The sequence below is a fragment of the Pseudoalteromonas sp. S1610 genome (assembly GCF_005887465.1).
Taxonomy (GTDB): domain Bacteria; phylum Pseudomonadota; class Gammaproteobacteria; order Enterobacterales; family Alteromonadaceae; genus Pseudoalteromonas; species Pseudoalteromonas undina.
In genome coordinates this window covers 89,772-109,651 of record NZ_PNDI01000001.1, presented here as the reverse complement: position 1 = coordinate 109,651, position 19,880 = coordinate 89,772, and the positions used below count along the sequence as shown (strand labels likewise).

The 19,880-nt window shown below is 40.9% G+C and carries 20 protein-coding genes; 5 read left to right on the top strand and 15 right to left on the bottom strand.

The genetic code is table 11. The features are described from left to right. The first annotated feature begins 63 nt into the window (after positions 1 to 63). From CWB77_RS00540 to CWB77_RS00530, 3 genes are all read left to right on the top strand, one after another. A complete protein-coding gene (locus CWB77_RS00540) occupies positions 64 to 1,038 on the top strand; it encodes a metallophosphoesterase (RefSeq protein ID WP_138620833.1) in 975 nt (324 codons plus the stop codon). A gap of 11 nt (positions 1,039 to 1,049) precedes the next feature. Beyond that, positions 1,050 to 3,002 carry a phytase gene (locus tag CWB77_RS00535; RefSeq protein WP_138620831.1) on the top strand — a complete coding sequence of 651 codons (1,953 nt, stop codon included), beginning with the start codon at positions 1,050 to 1,052 and terminating at the stop codon, positions 3,000 to 3,002. Positions 3,003 to 3,137: 135 nt separating this feature from the next. Beyond that, complete coding sequence (locus CWB77_RS00530; protein ID WP_055011764.1) at positions 3,138 to 3,815, top strand: hypothetical protein; 678 nt, start codon at positions 3,138 to 3,140, stop codon at positions 3,813 to 3,815. Between the two features lie 3 nt (positions 3,816 to 3,818). Here the strand turns inward: CWB77_RS00530 and pdxR are convergent, their stop codons facing one another. Beyond that, positions 3,819 to 5,282: a MocR-like pyridoxine biosynthesis transcription factor PdxR gene (pdxR, locus tag CWB77_RS00525; RefSeq protein ID WP_138620829.1), complete on the bottom strand. Its 1,464-nt coding sequence runs from the start codon at positions 5,280 to 5,282 to the stop codon at positions 3,819 to 3,821. 106 nt (positions 5,283 to 5,388) lie between these two features. Here pdxR and CWB77_RS00520 point away from each other — a divergent pair, with 106 nt between their 5' ends. Further along, positions 5,389 to 5,964: a GNAT family N-acetyltransferase gene (locus tag CWB77_RS00520; RefSeq protein ID WP_138620827.1), complete on the top strand. Its 576-nt coding sequence runs from the start codon at positions 5,389 to 5,391 to the stop codon at positions 5,962 to 5,964. Further along, positions 5,964 to 6,551 carry an FMN-binding negative transcriptional regulator gene (locus tag CWB77_RS00515; protein ID WP_138620825.1) on the top strand — a complete coding sequence of 196 codons (588 nt, stop codon included), beginning with the start codon at positions 5,964 to 5,966 and terminating at the stop codon, positions 6,549 to 6,551. The genes CWB77_RS00520 and CWB77_RS00515 overlap by 1 nt, the downstream gene beginning before the upstream one ends. Positions 6,552 to 6,630: 79 nt before the next feature. Here CWB77_RS00515 and cyoE read toward each other — a convergent pair whose 3' ends face one another. From cyoE to CWB77_RS00445, 14 genes are all read right to left on the bottom strand, one after another. Beyond that, positions 6,631 to 7,515 (bottom strand): heme o synthase, encoded by an 885-nt coding sequence (gene cyoE, locus CWB77_RS00510; RefSeq protein ID WP_109875610.1) that lies wholly within the window; start codon positions 7,513 to 7,515, stop codon positions 6,631 to 6,633. 9 nt (positions 7,516 to 7,524) lie between these two features. Next, a complete protein-coding gene (cyoD, locus tag CWB77_RS00505) occupies positions 7,525 to 7,881 on the bottom strand; it encodes a cytochrome o ubiquinol oxidase subunit IV (RefSeq protein WP_036956792.1) in 357 nt (118 codons plus the stop codon). Then, entirely contained in the window at positions 7,881 to 8,513 is a 633-nt protein-coding gene (cyoC, locus tag CWB77_RS00500; RefSeq protein ID WP_138620823.1) for a cytochrome o ubiquinol oxidase subunit III, read from the bottom strand. The genes cyoD and cyoC overlap by 1 nt, the downstream gene beginning before the upstream one ends. Further along, a complete protein-coding gene (gene cyoB, locus CWB77_RS00495) occupies positions 8,510 to 10,498 on the bottom strand; it encodes a cytochrome o ubiquinol oxidase subunit I (protein ID WP_008111914.1) in 1,989 nt (662 codons plus the stop codon). Before cyoB ends, cyoC begins: the two co-directional genes overlap by 4 nt. Before the next feature lie 2 nt (positions 10,499 to 10,500). Beyond that, positions 10,501 to 11,454 (bottom strand): ubiquinol oxidase subunit II, encoded by a 954-nt coding sequence (gene cyoA, locus CWB77_RS00490; protein WP_076919993.1) that lies wholly within the window; start codon positions 11,452 to 11,454, stop codon positions 10,501 to 10,503. Positions 11,455 to 11,783: 329 nt separating this feature from the next. Then, a complete protein-coding gene (locus CWB77_RS00485) occupies positions 11,784 to 12,212 on the bottom strand; it encodes a hypothetical protein (RefSeq protein WP_138620821.1) in 429 nt (142 codons plus the stop codon). A gap of 326 nt (positions 12,213 to 12,538) precedes the next feature. Continuing rightward, complete coding sequence (gene nqrM, locus CWB77_RS00480) at positions 12,539 to 12,751, bottom strand: (Na+)-NQR maturation NqrM (protein WP_010391098.1); 213 nt, start codon at positions 12,749 to 12,751, stop codon at positions 12,539 to 12,541. 97 nt (positions 12,752 to 12,848) lie between these two features. Continuing rightward, entirely contained in the window at positions 12,849 to 13,871 is a 1,023-nt protein-coding gene (locus tag CWB77_RS00475; protein WP_138605619.1) for an FAD:protein FMN transferase, read from the bottom strand. A gap of 99 nt (positions 13,872 to 13,970) precedes the next feature. Then, positions 13,971 to 15,194: an NADH:ubiquinone reductase (Na(+)-transporting) subunit F gene (nqrF, locus tag CWB77_RS00470; protein ID WP_008111899.1), complete on the bottom strand. Its 1,224-nt coding sequence runs from the start codon at positions 15,192 to 15,194 to the stop codon at positions 13,971 to 13,973. Between the two features lie 17 nt (positions 15,195 to 15,211). Beyond that, on the bottom strand, positions 15,212 to 15,820 hold the full coding sequence (gene nqrE / locus CWB77_RS00465; protein ID WP_006791490.1) for an NADH:ubiquinone reductase (Na(+)-transporting) subunit E: 609 nt from the start codon (positions 15,818 to 15,820) through the stop codon (positions 15,212 to 15,214). Positions 15,821 to 15,830: 10 nt separating this feature from the next. Further along, positions 15,831 to 16,463, bottom strand: a complete 633-nt coding sequence (locus CWB77_RS00460; RefSeq protein WP_006791491.1) for an NADH:ubiquinone reductase (Na(+)-transporting) subunit D — start codon at positions 16,461 to 16,463, stop codon at positions 15,831 to 15,833. Next, positions 16,463 to 17,212 carry a Na(+)-translocating NADH-quinone reductase subunit C gene (locus CWB77_RS00455; protein WP_008111895.1) on the bottom strand — a complete coding sequence of 250 codons (750 nt, stop codon included), beginning with the start codon at positions 17,210 to 17,212 and terminating at the stop codon, positions 16,463 to 16,465. Before CWB77_RS00455 ends, CWB77_RS00460 begins: the two co-directional genes overlap by 1 nt. Continuing rightward, entirely contained in the window at positions 17,205 to 18,410 is a 1,206-nt protein-coding gene (locus tag CWB77_RS00450; protein ID WP_138620819.1) for an NADH:ubiquinone reductase (Na(+)-transporting) subunit B, read from the bottom strand. Before CWB77_RS00450 ends, CWB77_RS00455 begins: the two co-directional genes overlap by 8 nt. Position 18,411: 1 nt before the next feature. Then, positions 18,412 to 19,755 carry a Na(+)-translocating NADH-quinone reductase subunit A gene (locus CWB77_RS00445; protein ID WP_054202028.1) on the bottom strand — a complete coding sequence of 448 codons (1,344 nt, stop codon included), beginning with the start codon at positions 19,753 to 19,755 and terminating at the stop codon, positions 18,412 to 18,414. Positions 19,756 to 19,880 lie beyond the last annotated feature (125 nt).

The window sequence follows — 19,880 nt, the reverse complement described above, 5'->3', positions numbered from 1 at the left end:
CGCACGTATTGTCATTTTAAGCACGTAATGGCAAACCATCGCGTGCTTTTTTGGAGTTAAAACATGTTTAAATTGTCTTTCATAATGGCCGCGATACTGTGCTCATCAGCGCTTAGTGCAAACGAGCCTGTTGTTTATAAAGATGCGCTATACCAACAACAAAAAATAGCCAAGTTAACTACGTTGCCTAATAGCCTTAACTTTATGGTTATTGGTGATTGGGGACACAACGGCCACTTTTATCAAAAAGAAGTGGCACACCAACTAGAAATAGCCATGTACCAAACCGATGCCGATTTTATTGTCTCGACCGGCGATAACTTTTACCCAAATGGCGTGGCAAGTGTGAACGATCCTCTTTGGCAATCAGCCTTTGAGAACATATACCATGGCCCACACACATTTGAAGATTGGTATGTTGTTTTAGGTAATCACGATTACTTGGGTAATGCCCAAGCACAAATTGACTACACCGCAAAAAGTCAACGTTGGCAGTTACCTGCAAGGTACTACAGTAAAACATTTGCGCTTGAAAACAACGAGCACGTGTTAATGGTGTTTTTAGATACCAACCCAATTCAGCCTGAATATAAAACCCGCGAAAAATACCGTTCAACCCAAGGGCAAAGTTATCAAACACAATTGGATTGGCTTGAAACCCAACTTGCTGGCAGTAAAGCAAAATGGAAAATTGTGGTAGGCCATCACCCGCTTTATTCAAGTGGTAAACGCTTTGGCCGCAACCAAGGGCTTCGCGACATTTTAGAACCTATTTTGGAGCGTCATAATGTGCACGCTTATATCGCAGGGCACGAGCACGACTTGCAATACAATCAACCAAAAAATAGCAAGGTGGCTCACTTTGTCTCTGGTGGTGGCAGTGAAGCACGGTTTGTAAAACAACGTGAGTTTACCCGCTACGCAGAAGCAACACCGGGTTTTTTAAGTGTCTCTATCAATGGCGAAACTCTCAGTGTAAGCGCGATTAATCACCTTGGTGAAGTACGTTTTAGCACTGAAAAGCACATAGATAAGTAAAGGATAAAATAATGAACTTTAAACTAAATACAATTTCAGCGGTACTATCAAGTGCTGTGCTTGTAACTGCGCTTGGCGGTTGTACAAGTAATGACGATACCCAAAACACGACAGAAATAGCAAAGCCAGCTGTTGAGGCTAAGTTATTTGGCCCACAACAAAACATGCAAGGCTCACAAGCAGCAGCGCTAGGTAATAATCAGTGGCTAATGGCGAGCGAAAGCCAGGGCTTATTACTTGCCGATAACGAGAAAAGCCGTGTGCTGTTAGCCGGTAACTTTGAGTCAATTTCACTAAAACAATTATCAGCGCAGCAATTTTTACTCGCCAGCCTTGATAAAAGCCAAGACAACGTAGCTATTTTTAAGCTTACAAAAAATGGCCAAACTTGGCAGCTTAATGAACTCACTCGTATTACCCCGCCTCAAGCTCAACCTGATGCTGTGTGTTTATTTAAAAACAGCAATACCGAGACTGTATCAGCGTTTGTGCCGGATGTTCGAGGCCTGATCAGCGAAACTGTTATTTATGATCTAGCCACAAACCAAGCTAAAAATATCGCAGTACGTGAATTCTCAGCGGTCACTGAGGCTTCAGGCTGTGCTGTTAATGATAACACCAAAACTCTGTATGTGGGTGAGGCAGAGCTCGGAGTGTGGGCCATTAATGCTGATGCAGAATCAGATGCCAATAAGCAGCCTGTTGCTTTGGTACAGCCATACGGCGAATTAAACAGTGAGATTGGTGCTTTATCAGTATCACAAGACGGTACTTTATGGCTGAGTGCCACTGATGGTAATGTGGTTTATGCTTACCAAGCTCAAACAGACACGCTTAGCCAATGGTCACTTGCAGGTGAGCACACTATTGAGTCTGTTGCAGCAAGCTTTATTAATGACAATCAAGCGCAGCTAGTTTTGATTGATGATGAAACCGGCGCTTACATTCAAGCAAACGTTAACTACGCAGCGCAAACTTCTGTCTCAAATAGCAAAGTTGCTATGACTCACCTTCATGCCAGCGCACAAACCACACCGGTTGCAGCGTTTGGTGATGCAGCAGATGACCCAGCAATTTGGATAAATGAGCAAGATGCTAAAAATAGCTTAATTTTAGGCACAGATAAACGCCGTGGTTTGATGGTTTATGACCTTGCTGGCAACAAAGTACAGTCGCTTAATGTTGGCCGTTTAAATAACGTTGATGTGCGCCAACATCAAGGTATAAACAACGAAACCCATACGTGGATCACTGCCAGCAACCGTACGCTTAATAGCATTAGCGTATTTACTGTTGATGGCGATAACAAACTAAACCATGTAACAGAGGTCGCGACTAACCTACCTGAGATTTACGGCATGTGTATGTATTCGTCTAAGTCTGGCCATTACGTATTTGTTAATGATAAATCAGGTTTATTTCAACAATACAAATTAACTGGTAATGCTAATTCCGTAACAGGTGAATTGGTCAGAGAGTTTACCCTACCAAGTCAGCCTGAAGGCTGTAGTGCTGATGATAAACTAGGCCAATTATTTGCAGGTGAAGAAGATGCAGGTATTTGGTATATCGGTGCAGAGCCTACCTCTGGAAACAAAGCAGTAAAGCTACAAAGTGTTAATGAGCAACTGGTGGCAGATGTTGAAGGCATGGAAATTTATCATGCTGATGATAAGCGCTATTTAGTGGTATCAAGCCAAGGCGATAATAGCTATGTGCTTTACAACATATCAGATGATACACAGCCTAGTCTAAGCTTTGCAGGTAAGTTTAATGTGATTGCTAACCTAGATAAAGGCATTGATGGCGTAGGTGAGACGGACGGTTTAACCGTTACAGCTAAAGCTTTACCAGGTTATCCTGAGGGCATGCTTATAGTGCAAGACGGCTACAACCGCATGCCACTGCAACCGCAAAACTTTAAAGTTATTGACTGGCGAGAAGTGAAAAAAGCAATTAAATAATAGCTAACTCTAAATATACTGATACACACTAAAGCTTTAGTGTGTATCACGTTTAAGCCTTACTAAAATTTAACTAAAGATAATTTTTTATAAATGTATACTACACTTTATATCTATAAATTAATTGAGGTTATTATGCGGCTACCCTACTTCGTATCTTTATTTATCAGCATTGTATTTTGTACCAGCTCGCTTGCTAATGCCGAAGAGCCACCAGAACTTCCGCCATTAAACCCCAAATATGAAGCAGAGCATGCCATGGTATTGGTTAATAAAGGCTCAAGTGTATACGCCATTAACATTCCAAGCTTTGAGCTTCCCTTTGATATGCATGTTATGTACAAGGTAGATGTATCTGATATTCCATTTTTAGATTTAGTACGTGATGCTGAGTTAGTTACAGTAAAATCAAAGCCGTTTAATATTCAACGCTTAATGCGAGGCGAAGAAGTCGCGATTACCGCAGATGTGTATCTTGGAGATTATAGACAAGGAGGTAGCTTAGTTTACAGCGATAAATTAATAGAGCTTAGCGAGCAGTTATTTACTCGTGAGCTAACTGATTTAAGCCCAGCCTCAAAATGGCAACAGTACGACATGGTTACGCTAAAAAATAACGAGCGTATTTACATTCACCAAATAACTCAACCACCAAGCTATCATCATATTATGTTTGTTGATTTAAGTGGTGCCTGTTTACAAAAGTTTCGCACCTCAACTGAAGTGCCCTCTGCTGGTGAGCTAAATTATAAGTTTATAAATTGTGGCACATTGAAACCGATGTTTTATGATGCTGAAAGCTTAAGTAAATAAGCTTTATTTGAAAACGTGTTCAGCAATCAATTTAAGCCCAGCTTGCATCGCCAAAGTTGATTGCCCAGCAAATCCTAAACGTACATAACTATGTTGCTTAGGTATTAAGCTACGTTCTGAGTCTTTAAAGTAAAATTCAGGCTCAACCTGTATATACACACCTTTACTTTGTAGTACTTGCTTTAATTGATCCACCGGTTTATTTAAATTAACCCACATAGCCATACCACCATCAGGTTTTATATATTCAATTGGATAGCCTGATAATTGCAGCTGCGTTAGATAATCACCCATCGCTTCATAGCGCTGCTTATAGAGCTTTGTCATACGCTTTAAATGGCGTTCAAAACCACCTTCTTTCATCCAGTGTGCGACAGCTAATTGCATAACCACATCATTTTTATGGTTCATTAGCTGCTTCCATGCGGTTAATTGTGCGATTACCCCAGGCGCTGCACAGATATAACCAATCCTTGCTGCTGAAAACATAATTTTTGAAAACGTTGATAGATATATCACAATGCCTGCGGGGTCATCGGCAGCCATGGGTTGCAAAGGCTGGCAACGGTAGTGAAATTCATGGTCGTAGTCATCTTCAATAATCATCACATTATGGGCATAACACAGCTGATAAATTTGTAAGCGCCGGGTGGGTGATAAGGTCACAGTCGTTGGGTATTGATGCAGTGGCGTTAAATACAGAAGTTTAATGGGATAGCGTTCAAGCTGAGTTTTTAAATCATCAACACACAACCCTTCATCATCTTGTTTTATATCTATAAGCTGCGCGCCACATGCTGCAAATGCTTTACGAGCAGGCGGGTAACCTAAGGTTTCGGTTGCAACATAATCGCCTTTATTAATAAAGGCTTTTGATACTAAAAAAAGCGCTTCTTGAGAGCCATTACACATAAGAATATCGGCTGTTTTTAGGTTTCGTGCTTTGTGTAAATAATGACTAATTTGCGATTTTAAATTAGGCTCCCCAGCCACATTACCATAGTGAAATTGGCTGGTATCTAAATGATTAAACACATGACTTACAGAGCGTTTAAATTCTTTATAGGGAAAGCATGTTAAATCGGGTAAGCCTCCAGCAAAGTTATAAGCATAGTGATTTAAGTCCATTGTAGGTTCTGACACCGTAAGCGTGGTAGCAAATCGATACGGCTTAGGATCCAATGCTTGAGACTGGGCAGTGTTTATACTGTTTTGAATAGGCAATGTATTGGTAACGCTGTAGCCTGATCGTTCATAGGATTCCAACCATCCTTCTGCGACAAGAAGTTGTAGGGCATTCATTATTGTATGACGGTTTAATCCGTATGCTTGTGCCATATCGCGTGCAGAGCTGAGTTTGCTGCCAGCGAGAATGTCCCCTTTTATAATCGACTCCCTAAGTGCATCTGCTATTTGCAGGTATTTAGCTTTACTCTGGCTAGTGAGCTTTATATTAAGTGGCTGCATAAACACCTTCCAAACTGGTATAGGTAAAAATTAAATTTTGGTTGTTTTTAATAAACCAATAAAGCGTACATTTGTTATGAATAAATAGCAAAATATGGGGCTTATAATGTTCACAACGCAAATTCATCAAACCAACAAGGTTGCCTTAGAGCCACTTAAACTCAAACATCTCGAGGGTCTATATCAAGCAGGTAAACACCCACAAATTTGGCAGTGGGTATTAAGTAATTACGCACAAACTCAAGTTAAGTTGGAGCAATGGTTTACACATAGCGCGCAGTTTAATCAAAACGAGCAAGTGGTATTTGCCATTATTGATAAACATTCACAGCAAGTTGTTGGCACAACCCGTTTATTTAGGTTAGACAGTGACAACTTAAGCGCCGAAATTGGCCATACCTTTATCAGCTTCACTGCACAGCGGACATACGTAAATACGCATGCAAAATATTTACTTCTGAGATATGCATTTAATCAGCTTAATTTAGTACGGATTAGCTTTAATACCCATGAGCACAATCAACAATCACGCAATGCCATTGCCCGTTTAGGCGCTAAGTTTGAAGGAATCGCCCAAAAAGACCGACGCCTAGAAGATGGTTCATATCGCAACACCGCAAAATTCAGCATTATTGACGAACAATGGCCAGCTATAAAGCTACGACTTGAGGAGCAATTATAATGTACCCACCCGAGCACTTTATGCAAAAAAATACCGAGCAATTGCATGCGCTTATTAATAACTTTCCATTAGCAACTATTTTTATGCCCTGCTCAAATAGTCAATTAAATAACATTTGTCATGTACCTATGTTATTCAACTCTTTAGAAAATATGTTTATTGCACATGTAGCAAAGCATAATCCACTATCAAAGCTTGATAATAAACAGGTGAATTTACTCTTTAATAGTGACAATTGCTATTTATCACCCTCCTATGCGGATAATCAAACATTGCCTAGCTGGCTTTACGCATCGGTGTTAGTGACTGCAAAAGTACATATTATTAAAGATGAGCTAAAAAAAGATCTCGTAATGCGAACCCTTACTAGTCATTTTGAGAAAACATTTGAGCCTGAGTGGAAAATTGATGAAGTGCCTGAGCAGCATCGCAATACAATGTATCAACACCTGAGTTTTATAGAGCTTACGCCAATTCACTGGCAAGGTAACTTCAAACTCAGTCAAAATAAATCAGCCGCTATAAGAAATAAAATAAAACAAAGTCTGGTAGATGCCAATAAGGACTCAATAGCGGCCTTGTTTTAGGAATGAAAAAAGGCTCCTCGCAATGCTCAGAGCCTTTGGTTAACTTTGGGAATTAACTCGGTTCATTGATCAGATAAGATCAGTTTAGCGCCACTAACTGTGGCGCAATTGTTTGATAATCTACCGCCATGGCAATACTCAAAGCGGTAATATTAATAATTGAGAACGCAAACACTTGGCGTGCCCAACGGGTGGTGTCTATGTTGTAGCGATACCCTCTAAGTGCCATGAGTAACCACCAAAAACTGGTGATACAGGCAACGGCCATAAAGGCAGCACCGGTATAACCACTAATTGGCAATAACATCACTACTAAGGCATATACTGCAATATAAAGCACAATATGGCGCTTAGCTTTATTAACACCTTGCGCCACGGGTAATACTGGAATATTAGCGGCTTGGTAATCCTTAAAGCGAAAAATAGCAATCGCATATGAATGCGGCATTTGCCACAAACTAAACATCACCAGCAGTATTAATGCGCCTATATCGAACACACCCGTAACGGCGCAATAGCCAACAACAGGTGGAACTGCGCCCGACAGACTACCAATAAAGGTGCCGTAAACAGAGTTGCGTTTCATGTAGAGGCTATAAACCCCTACATAGATAACATAGCCAAAGGCGGCAAAAAATACCGCCGCTTGAGTGGTAAAGGCGATTAATAAGCCAAAGCCAATTAGCCCTAATAACACGCCATGGCTTAAAGCGGCTTTTGCAGACATTTCACCCGTTACAGTCACACGTGAGCGAGTGCGCGCCATGGCAACATCAATGTCTCTATCAATAACATTGTTTATGGCACATCCCGATGCAACAACAAGCGATAAACCAACCAAGGTAACCAACATTAACCATGGGTCTATATCACCGCGGGCGGCGAGTAAAAAACCACCGGCAACGCTGATCAAATTCCCCATAATAATACCTGGCTTAGTAACAGCTAAATAACGACGAAACATCTGAAACCTCTAGTACATCATCATTGCGTTTGATTCATAAATGATCCAAACAGACAGTCCAACCACCATGACGATGATCAACGCGCTAAACAAGAAGGTAAAGGTATTCGCTTTACCTTCATCAGTGGTGAAATTAAGGTGTAAAAAGTATTTTAAATGCACCCAAATTTGCACGATTGCTAGAGTAACGATACTCCAAAGTGTGGTGACCTTTGAAAAGTCGCCCTCCATCACCATCCAAAATGGAATGGCCGTTAAAATCACTGACAATACAAAGCCAATTAGGTATGTTTTAACACTACCGTGTGACTGATCATGATGTTGGCTTTGCATTTTCTCTAAAGCATGTGTTTCGCTATGGCTCATTACATTGCCCCCATTAAATAAACAACGGTAAATACACAAATCCACACAATATCTAAAAAGTGCCAAAATAAGCTTAAGCAACTTAAGCGCGTGACGGTTTGTTTACTTAAACCGCGCTTAATCACCTCAATCATCATTATGCTCATCCAGATAAGGCCTGCAGTTACATGTAAACCATGCAAGCCCACTAATGAGAAAAACGATGTTAAAAAAGCACTTTGCTGTGGGCCATTGCCATGAACAATTAAATGATGAAACTCATAAATTTCCATACCAATAAACACCGCGCCTAAACAAAAAGTGACCGCGAGCCAACCAAGCGTCAGCGCCTTTTTTTGCCCTTGAGCGGCAATCATGGCAAAACCAAAAGTAATACTACTTATAAGTAGCGCCGCAGTTTCTACGGCAACAAAATCAAGCTCAAAAATATCTTTGCCCGATACACCACCTGCAGTGTTCATATAAAGCACTGCGTAGGTTGCAAAAAATGAGGCAAATAAAAGGCAATCGGTCATTAAATAAAGCCAAAAACCAAAGATTGTATCGCCAGAGGTATCGTGATGTTCATGCGTATGACTTACGCTATGAGGCTCTAAATTTACATGGCCTTGAGTTGCAGATAACGTACTCATGCGCTTACCTCCTTCGTATTACTGGCAATATGCGCGCCTTCAATTTGTAATATTTCATCGTTTTGCACGTAGTAATCTACATCACTGGTGTAAGCACGGTTAATAAACAGCGCAATCGCGCCAATAAAACCAAGCCCTGCTAGCCACCAAATATGCCAGATCATGGCAAAACAAAACGCCGTTAAACTCGCAGCAATAAGCACACCCGAAGCGGTATTTTTTGGCATATGAATTGGGCTATAGCTAGATTTACCTTGATAAGCTAGGCCTTTTTCTTTCATATCAGTCCATGTATCAATATCATCAACATGCGGGATTTCAGCAAAGTTATAGTATTGCGGTGGTGATGACGTTGACCATTCAAGGGTGTGACCGTTCCAAGGATCGCCAGTGGTATCATCAAGCGCTTCGCGGTTTTTAAAGCTCACATAAAGCTGAATAACTTGGCAAATAATACCGAACATAATAATCACGGCGCCCACTGCAGCAATATAAAGCCAGATATTCCAATCAGGATTATTAGAGTGGTTTAAGCGACGCGTCATGCCTAAAAAGCCGAGTACGTACAATGGCATAAAGGCTACGAAGAAACCGATTAACCAACACCAAAATGACGCTTTACCCCAACGCTCATCAAGTTTAAAGCCCATTGCTTTTGGAAACCAAAAAACAAATCCGGCTAAGTAGCCAAATACTGCGCCACCAATGATGGTGTTATGGAAATGAGCGATTAAAAATAAGCTGTTATGCAATACATAATCGGCACCAGGGATTGCCAGTAATACCCCCGTCATACCACCAATACTAAAGGTAACCATAAAACCAAGCGTCCAAAGTACCGGTACAGTAATGCGCAAACGGCCACGGTAAATAGTAAACAACCAACTAAATAACTTAACCCCAGTAGGCACAGCTATGACCATGGTCATCACCCCAAAGAAGGCATTTACATTGGCGCTTGAGCCCATAGTAAAGAAGTGGTGTAACCATACAATAAAGCCAAGAATAGAAATGGCACCGCTGGCATATACCATCGATTTATAACCAAATAAACGTTTACCAGTGAAGGTCGACACTATTTCAGAAAAAATACCAAAAGCTGGTAATACTAAAATGTATACCTCTGGGTGACCCCATGCCCAAAACAGGTTGATATACATCATGGCGTTTCCGCCTGCTTCATTAGTGAAGAAGTGAAAATCTAAATAACGGTCTAGCGTTAGCATGGCCAGCACTGCGGTTAAAATTGGAAATGATGCCGCAATTAAGATATTTGCCCATGTACATGCCCATGTGAAAATTGGCATTTTCATCAGTGTCATACCAGGGGCACGCATTTTAAATACTGTCACTAGGAAGTTAACAGCGGTTAATAGCGTACCGAGCCCCGATATTTGCAAGGCCCAAATATAATAATCGACCCCCACCCCAGGGCTAAAGGTCAACTCCGACAGCGGTGGATAAGCAACCCAGCCTGTTTTAGCAAATTCACCAAATATAAGTGATAAATTTATTAAAATTGCGCCACTGGCAGTAAACCAAAAACTTAAATTATTTAAAAATGGAAAAGCCACATCGCGAGCACCAATTTGCAGTGGTACAACAATATTCATTAAACCAATCATAAATGGCATTGCCATAAAGATGATCATAATAACGCCATGGGCGGTGAATATTTGGTCGTAATGTTCTGGCGGCAGGTAACCTGGTGCACCACTGGTAGCAAGCGCTAACTGCGCACGCATCATAATGGCATCAGAAAAACCACGAAACAGCATGATTAGCGCTAATAAAATGTACATGACGCCTAAGCGTTTATGATCAACCGAGGTGATCCAGTCGCGCCAAAGCACACCCCATTTTTTATATTTTGTTATTAGTCCGGCTATAATAAGCCCGACAATAGCAATCACCGCCATGGTAACCATGATAATAGGTTCATGAAACGGAATTGCATCTATAGATAATTTACCTAAAAACGACATGATTATTCCTCGCCCTGGCCGTGTGATGATGGCATTGAATGATTACCCATTGCCTGATGCTCATTACTCATCTGCTGATGTTTACCCATCGAGTGATGTTTTTTGTTCATATCGCCATGCGCCTGCATGTATTTCATCACTATGGTATGAAATAAACCGTCATCAACCTTGCCATAATAAGCGACGGGATTGTTTTCACTCGCTTTGGCAAGCTCAACATAATTGGCATGAGTAAGGCTATTAGCGTTGGTTTTAACCTGCTCAACCCACTGGCTAAAGTCAGCTTTTGTTGGTGTTGCGATGGCATTAAATTTCATACCAGTAAAACCGGCGCCACTGTAATTAGCCGAAAAGCCTTTAAACGTGCCTGGCTCATTAGCGATTAAATGCAGCTTAGTTTCCATGCCCGCCATTGAGTAAATTTGACTACCTAACTGGGGAATGAAAAACGAGTTCATGGTACTTTCTGAGGTGATTTTGTATTCAACCGGAACATTAGCAGGAAATACCAATTCGTTTACCGTAGCAATACCTTGCTCAGGGTAAATAAATAACCACTTCCAATTAAGTGACACCACTTCAACAGTTAAGTGTTCACCTTTACCCTCTATCGGTTTATAAGGGTCAAGCTCTTGAGTTGACTGCCAGGTGATCACACCTAAAATAACAACAATAACAATAGGAACCGCCCATACAACAGCCTCAATCTTATTAGAGTGAGCCCATTTTGGTGCGTAAATTTCATGGTTTTGTGTGTCTCTGTATTTCCAAGCAAAATATAAAGTCATCACAATAACGGGGATCACAACTAACAACATAAGCACAGTGGCGATGATGATCAGATTTTTCTCATCAATACCTATCTGCCCTTTTGGGTCGAGTACCCCGCCATTACAGCCTGATAAAATCAGCGCCATACTAGCTAAAGCAATATTAAAAAGGTTACGAATTAACAAGGGACTATCCTAAAACCTAAAGAGTTTTTATTAGCTGCCAAAAATATTTAGCAACGATATTTGATAAAAACCCAAGTTAATTAAGATTGAATTACAAATAATGCAGAGCGAATGCAAGCATGAAGTATTGACTACTGGCTTAATAAAAAACACCTAGCAGAACCAACCCAGCTTTTTTAAACACATTAATATAACGCAATAAAAATTAACTTGGGTGAGGTGTGGTTGGCTGAGAGTGTGTAAAAACACTAAGCTACAATGAAAGTAATCGTTATTTACAGCAAGAATAAATAATTAGATACCACAGGTGTAACCTATACCCATAAAAATTAATGGGTAAACAGACAACCTGTAAAGCTAGGTGGAGCACGACAACCATGTGCAGCTTGCACGGGTTGATGAACTTTAGCCTCGCTAAAAGCAAAGGCTGCTTTACGGAGGATTATTCCAGCACGACGCGCTGGAAACATGTGGAACAATAGCCAACAAAGGCCAATAAGTAACTGACACGATAAGATAGGATGAGCTAAGAATTCAGCAATAGTCAGTAATAATGGCTCTATAAAAAAGCCATCACTCACCAATGCTTCAAGCCTAAAGGCATCCTCAATAGCGCCACTAAGCAACATAACGGCATTAAAAACTAATAATGTTATAGCCACACTCACGCCTCTTTTCGCTTTATTAAAGCGCTCATGCAACACTGACTTACCTAAGGTAAGCAAAGCGCTGGTATGAAACAAAGAAAATGAGTTCAAAAACATTAACCTATTAAAATGACTAATAACAAAATTTGGCATACACCGTGGCAACAAAAACAGGTTGCAGCCGTAAAGCCTTATACAGTGACATGAAATACAGTCTCAACGCATTAGCACTATTTGGCTAAGCTAGTTTTGATCCGCATCAATAGAACTTTCAAAACTTACTGAAAGTTCGGGCATGAGTATAACAAAGAGAGTTTTCTGTTCAAGATAAAAACACGATTATTTTATCAGCTGGTGATTTATTTATGGCGATATAAATAAAAAACCTCCCGTAGTGAGCTACGAGAGGTTTTTTGTTTAAACAGAAATAAATCTATTTAAAGAATTTGGTTTTCTTTCCATACTTGCTCTTTGGCTAGACGCTTTTTGCGTTTATCACATGGATCATCGCAATCACACGCTTTATCAATACCTACAGAGCCTAGGCCTCCGCAGCTACTCGCCATCGATTTTCTTTGAACTATCATGCCTATCGCCATCGCAGCGACAATTAAAATAAGTAAGCCAAAGGTTAGAAAAAAAAGTGACATTGCTTAGCCCCTATTGTTCAGCAATAAAATGAGCTCAAATAGCGTATTTGAGCTCCGTATATTATATACCCTCATGCTAAGGATATAAACCTAAAGACTATAAATAAGGCTTAAACGCAGGACTTGAATAAGTGACTAAACCATCAGGCGATTTAGCAATTAAATACACTGGTAAATCATGCTGCTGCGCATAACGTTGTGCTTTTTCCATTCCCATAACCGTTAAAGCAGTCGCTAAACCGTCGGCCGTCATAGCGCTAGGGTGTAAAACTGTAACAGAAACTAAGTCATGCTTAATTGGCATCCCTGTCATAGGATCAATAAGGTGAGTATAGGTTTCGCCATCCATTGTATAAAAGATTCGATAATCACCTGAGGTGGCAATACCGTTATTGCCTGGTGCAAGTACACGGTGTACTTTTCGCTCACCTGGGTTTGCATCAGGTTGTTCAATTGCTATTCGCCATGCTTGATTGTCTGGTTTTGTACCAGCAATACGTAACTCCCCGCCAATCTCAACCATGTAATCTGTAATGCCTTTGCTTTGTAATAGCTCAGCCACTTTATCAATACCATATCCTTTTGCTGTAGCTGAAAACGACAACTCTAAATCAGCCATCGTTTTTGCTAAGCCTTGCTCGTTAAGGACCAACTTATCTATACCAATGTTATTGATCATATTTGCCAGAGCTTCATTCGTTGGGCGCTTTGTTGGTTTTTTATCTGGGCCAAACCCCCATAAATCTATCAACGGCCCCATAGTCACATCTAGGGTCTTAGTTGAATTACCTATACGCATAGATTCACTAATAACTGCCCTGAAGTCATCACTGATTGGCATTACTTCGTTGGCATCTAAACGGTTAAAGGTGTTTATTTCAGAATCTTCGATATAGGTCGACATAGACTGGTTGATATCAACTAAAACCGCATCGATTTCTGCTTGTACTGCTTGAGGGTCAACTTGCTCAGCGTAAAACTTAATGTGGTAAGTTGTACCCATCGTTTTACCTTCTAAGTAGGTTTCCTCTGGGACTGATTTTCCACATCCAGATAATAGTAAAGTCAGCGTGATTATAAATAAGGCGATTATGCCCTGGGGAGTATTTACTTTGTTCATAACAACCCTACTTAATAGGTTAAAAATTAATATAAAAAAGCCTCGTCACATAAAATGCGACGAGGCTGGTATTTTAACTAAATTTAATCAGTTTGGGTATTAGCCACCGAAATCATCTAGTAAGATGTTTTCTTCTTCAACACCTAAGTCTTTAAGCATAGTGATAACAGCCGCATTCATCATTGGAGGACCACACATGTAGAACTCACAATCTTCAGGCGCTTCGTGATCTTTAAGATAGTTCTCAAATAACACGTTATGGATAAAGCCTGTGTAGCCTTCCCAGTTATCTTCTGGTTGCGGATCTGAAAGCGCTGTGTGCCAAACGAAGTTTTCGTTTTGCTCAGCTAGGCCGTCAAAATCTTCAACATAGAACATTTCACGTTTAGAACGTGCACCATACCAGAAACTAATTTTACGTTTAGAGTTTAAACGCTTAAGTTGGTCAAAGATATGTGAACGCATTGGTGCCATACCTGCACCACCACCTACGAATACCATTTCAGCGTCTGTGTCTTTAGCGAAGAACTCACCAAATGGACCAGAAATAGTTACTTTATCGCCTTCTTTAAGTGACCAAATGTACGAAGACATTTTACCACATGGTAGGCTTAGGTTTCTTGGCGGCGGCGTAGCGATACGCACGTTAAGCATGATGATGCCTTCTTCTTCTGGATAGTTAGCCATTGAGTAAGCACGAATTGTTTCTTCGTCTACTTTTGACTCCAGATCGAAGAAACCAAAATGGTTCCAATCGCCACGATACTCTTCAGGAATATCGAAATCTGCATATTTAACATGGTGAGCTGGCGCTTCGATCTGGATGTAACCACCCGCACGGAACGGCACTGACTCGCCATCAGGAATTTGTAGCTTAAGTTCTTTAATGAACGTCGCTTTGTTATCGTTAGAGATAACTTCACAATCCCATTTTTTAACACCGAAAATTGACTCTTCAAGTTCAATTTCCATGTCGTTTTTAACATTAACCTGACACGCTAGGCGACAACCTTCACGTGCTTCACCTTTAGAGATGTGGTCAAGTTCAGTTGGCAGAATATCACCGCCGCCTTCTTTAATGTGTACGCGACACTGGCCACAAGAGCCACCGCCACCACATGCAGAAGATACGAAAATACCTGACTCAGATAGTGCACCTAATAGCTTACTACCTGCTGATGTTTTAATGGCTTTGTCTGCATCGCCATTAATGCCGATGATGATATCACCGCTTGCAACTAGCTTAGATTTAGCACCAATGATGATTAAAACTAGTATTACAACGATAGCGATAAAAACACCAACGCCTAAGAAAATATCCATGATTGACCTCGCTATTATTACAGTGAAATACCAGAGAATGACATAAAGCCAAGACCCATCAAGCCAACAGTGATGAAGGTAATACCTAAACCACGTAAACCATCTGGTACGTCTGAATACTTCATTTTCTCACGGATACCTGCAAGTAATGTAATTGCAAGCGCCCAACCCACACCAGCGCCAATACCATAAACAACAGACTCGCCGAAGTTATAGTTACGCTCAACCATGAAGGCTACCGCACCAAAAATTGCACAGTTAACTGTGATTAGTGGTAAGAAAATACCTAATGCGTTGTAAAGCGGTGGGAAGAACTTATCTAATGCCATTTCAAGAATTTGCACTAGTGCTGCAATAACACCAATGAAAGTTAAGAAACGTAAAAAGCTAAGATCTGCTTCTGGGTAACCAAGCCACTCTAGTGAACCTGGTGCTAATACCGCATGGTAAACCAAGTTGTTAACCGGTACTGAAATACCTAATACAACAATAACCGCTACACCTAGGCCAATTGATGTAGTTACTTTTTTAGACACGGCTAAGAAAGTACACATACCTAGGAAGAATGCTAACGCTAAGTTTTCAATAAAAACGGCTTTTACAAATAAACTAATATAATGTTCCACTTATCGCCCCTTACGCTTTAGCTTCTACTTGGTCTTTCTTATAAGTACGAAGTACCCAAATGAATAAACCAATGATGAAGAATGCACTCGGTGGTAAGATCAATAGACCCATAGGTTGGTACCAACCACCATTTTGTACTAATGGAATAATATCAACACCGAATAGTGAACCTTTACCGAATAACTCACGAATAAAGCCAACAGTAAGTAACACTACAGAGTAACCTAAGCCATTACCAATACCATCAAGGAAAGACATTAATGGCGGCGACTTCATTGCATAAGCTTCAGCACGACCCATTACGATACAGTTAGTAATGATTAGACCAACGAATACTGATAACTCTTTTGCCGTAGCGTAAGAGAAAGCTTGTAGTACTTGGTCAACCACGATTACTAATGATGCAATAATCGTCATCTGTACGATGATACGTACTGATGATGGGATATGGTTACGAATAGTCGAGATAAAAAGGCTAGAGAATGCAGTTACCAAGGTCAATGCAATTGACATGATTAATGCATTTTTTAAGCTAGACGTTACCGCTAGCGCAGAACAAATACCAAGTACTTGTAATGCGATTGGGTTGTTAGCGAAAACTGGACCAAATAGGACCGCCTTCATTTCTTTAGTATCAGCCATTAGTTCAATGCTCCTTTACGTACTTTCGCAAGGAAAGGGCCAAAGCCATTTTCGCCAGTCCAAAAATCAACTGCATGGTCAACACCATTAGACGTTAATGTAGCACCTGAAAGACCATCGATCTTATGCTCATCACCGGCTGCAGTCCCTTTAACGATTTGGATTGGTAACTCTTTACCTTCCCACGTTGCAGTCCACTGTGGGTTTTGAATTTCACCACCTAGACCAGGTGTTTCGTTATGTTTGTAGAAAATGATGTCTTTAATAGTTTCACCATCGCTTTCAAGCGAGATAAAACCGTACATTAAACCCCATAAACCATAACCCTGAATAGGAAGGATGATTGCATCAGTAGAGCCATCGTCTTTTTTAGAGATATAAACAGGCGCACGCTTGGTAATACGTTGAATACCGGCGATGTCTTTAATACCATTCTCTTTTAAAGATTTACTTAAATCAGCATCGTATTTGCTTTTTTCAAAGTCAAAATCTTCTACCGGCTCAGCAAACTCACCACTTTGCATATCAACAAAGCGAGTTTCGATTTTAGCATCAAACGTTTCGGCAACGTTATCAACTTTGCCAATACCAGCAGCAGCTAAGATATTGCTTTGAATATCTTTTGCTTTATTTGCTTTTTGCAGAGGGCGTAGTTGTACAGATGTTAGCGATACAATAACTGCACACACTAAACATAATGAGACAACAACAGCTAGCGTTTTGCCAATTGATTCGTTATTACTAGACATTACGTGCCAACCTCCGCTTGATATTAGCTTGCACTACAAAGTGATCGAATAAAGGTGCAAACAAGTTAGCAAATAAGATTGCTAGCATGATGCCCTCTGGGTATGCAGGGTTAACAACACGGATCATGATAACCATAAAGCCAATAAGCACACCGTATGCTAATTTACCTTTATCAGTAAATGCAGCAGATACAGGGTCAGTTGCCATAAAGAACATACCGAATGCAAAACCACCCAATACCATGTGCCAGTACCAAGGCATAGCAAACATCGCATTGGTTTCAGAACCAATGGTGTTCAGTATTGATGAGGTTACTACCATACCTAGGAATACACCTAGCACGATACGCCAAGACGCTATGCGCACGTAGATTAGGAATAAACCACCAATAAGTACAGCTAGTGTAGACGTTTCGCCCATAGAACCTTGAATGAATCCGTAAAACGCATTCCACCAAAGCTCAATATCAGTCGCGTAATTTAACGTACCAGCAAACGCTTGACCAAGCATAGTCGCGCCAGAGAATGAATCTACGGCAGTCCATACTGTGTCACCTGAAATTTGTGCAGGGTATGCGAAGAATAAAAACGCACGACCAGCAAGCGCAGGGTTTAAGAAGTTACGGCCTGTACCACCAAATATTTCTTTTGCGATAACTACACCAAAAGTAATACCTAGCGCAACTTGCCATAAAGGAATCGTTGCAGGCAGAATTAATGCGAACAATACAGAAGTTACGAAGAAACCTTCATTAACTTCATGCTTACGCACAGAAGCAAATAACACTTCCCAGAAACCACCAACAATAAAGGTAGTTGCATAAATAGGTAGGAAGAAACAGGCTCCGTAGAACATTTTCGCCCCCCAGCCTGCATCAACGGTTAATTCACCGCCAAGTAACTGGAATAAACCTACTTGCCAAATATTCGCTAGCTCAAAGCCATTACCAAGTGCAATTGCAGCTTGATGGCCAATATTGAACATACCAAAGAACATGGCAGGGAACGTCGCCATCCACACTAAAATCATCATGCGTTTTAGGTCGATGTTATCACGAACGTGAGTTGAACCTTTATTTACGTAACCTGGCGTGTAAAAAATAGTCGCAGCAGCTTCATACAGCGCGTACCATTTCTCATGCTTACCACCTGGTTCAAAATGTGGTTCGATATCTTCTAAGAAAGTTTTTAAGCCCATTTTAGCCTTCCTTCTCGATCGTAGTTAAGCAATCGCGTAGGGCAGCGCCGTACTCGTATTTGCCAGGACAAACGAAGGTGCATAACGCTAAATCTTCTTCATCTAATTCAAGCGCACCTAATGAAATTGCACTGTCTAAATCACGAGACAATAAGTCACGTAATAAAAGCGTTGGCAAAATATCAAGTGGCATAACACGCTCATAGCTTCCAAGTGGAACCATGGCACGTTTTGAACCGCCCGTAGACGTTGTCATTTTAAATAAACGACTCGGTGTAAGGTGAGACAAGAATGTACGCGTTACAGAGAATTTATCACTACCTGGTGCAATCCAGCCAAACAATTCTTTTTCGCGACCTTCAAGTAATACAGATACTTGAACGTGGTAACGGCCTAAGAATGCATGAACACCAGACGACGTAGCACCTGCAAGTACAGAACCAGAAATAACACGGTTATCACCGTCTTCTAATTCACCTGCTACTAAGTCATCTAATGAAGCACCTAATTGTGTTTTCACTAAACGAGGATTCTTAACACGCGGACCTGCAAGCGAAATCACACGGTCTGTGTAAATTTCACCAGTAAGGAAAAGGTGACCATACGCAATAACGTCTTGGTAACCAATGTGCCAAACTTGCTTACTAGCAGATACTGGGTCAAGGTGATGGATATGTGTGCCAACAAGGCCAGCTGGGTGCACGCCACCAAACTCATGTACTTCTACTTGAGCAATAGGTGAACTAGGAACTTGACTGCCTGCTTGCTTACAAACAAATACTTTGCCATCGGTTAAACGTGACACAACAGCCAAACCTGCTTCAAACGCTTTCGCATTTTCAGCAATAACTACTGCAGGATCTGCAGCAAGTGGATTGGTATCGATAGCTGTCACAAAAATAGAGCTAGGATTTGCATCCAACGCCGCTATTTTACTAAATGGGCGAGCACGAAGTGCTGTCCATTGACCCGATTGAACTAGTACTTCTTTAGCTTTTTCACGGTCTAAGCTGTTAAGCTCAGTTTCCGAGAAAGAACCAAAGGTGATTTGCTCACTGCCGTTTACTTCAATAACAACAGATTGCAGAACACGTTTAGCACCGCGATTAATTTCTTTTACTGTACCAGAAGCTGGTGCAGTAAATAATACGCCTGGGTTCTTTTTATCTTCAAAAAGTACCTGGCCTTTTTTGACTTGGTCATCCACACGAACATGCATGGTTGGACGCATACCGATAAACTCTTCACCTAGCACAGCTACACGTTTGACGGCAGAACCATCATGAATAACTTGCTGAGGTGCGCCCTCTAAGGGTAAATCCAGACCTTTTTTTATATTGATCATACGCACTTGCACTACATTAACGGAAAGAAACTGAAAAATCGTACCAACCACGCCGCTATTTGTATTATTGCAAGCTATAAAATGACTCGCTATAGATACCAAACAAGCAGCGCAGTAAAACTCCT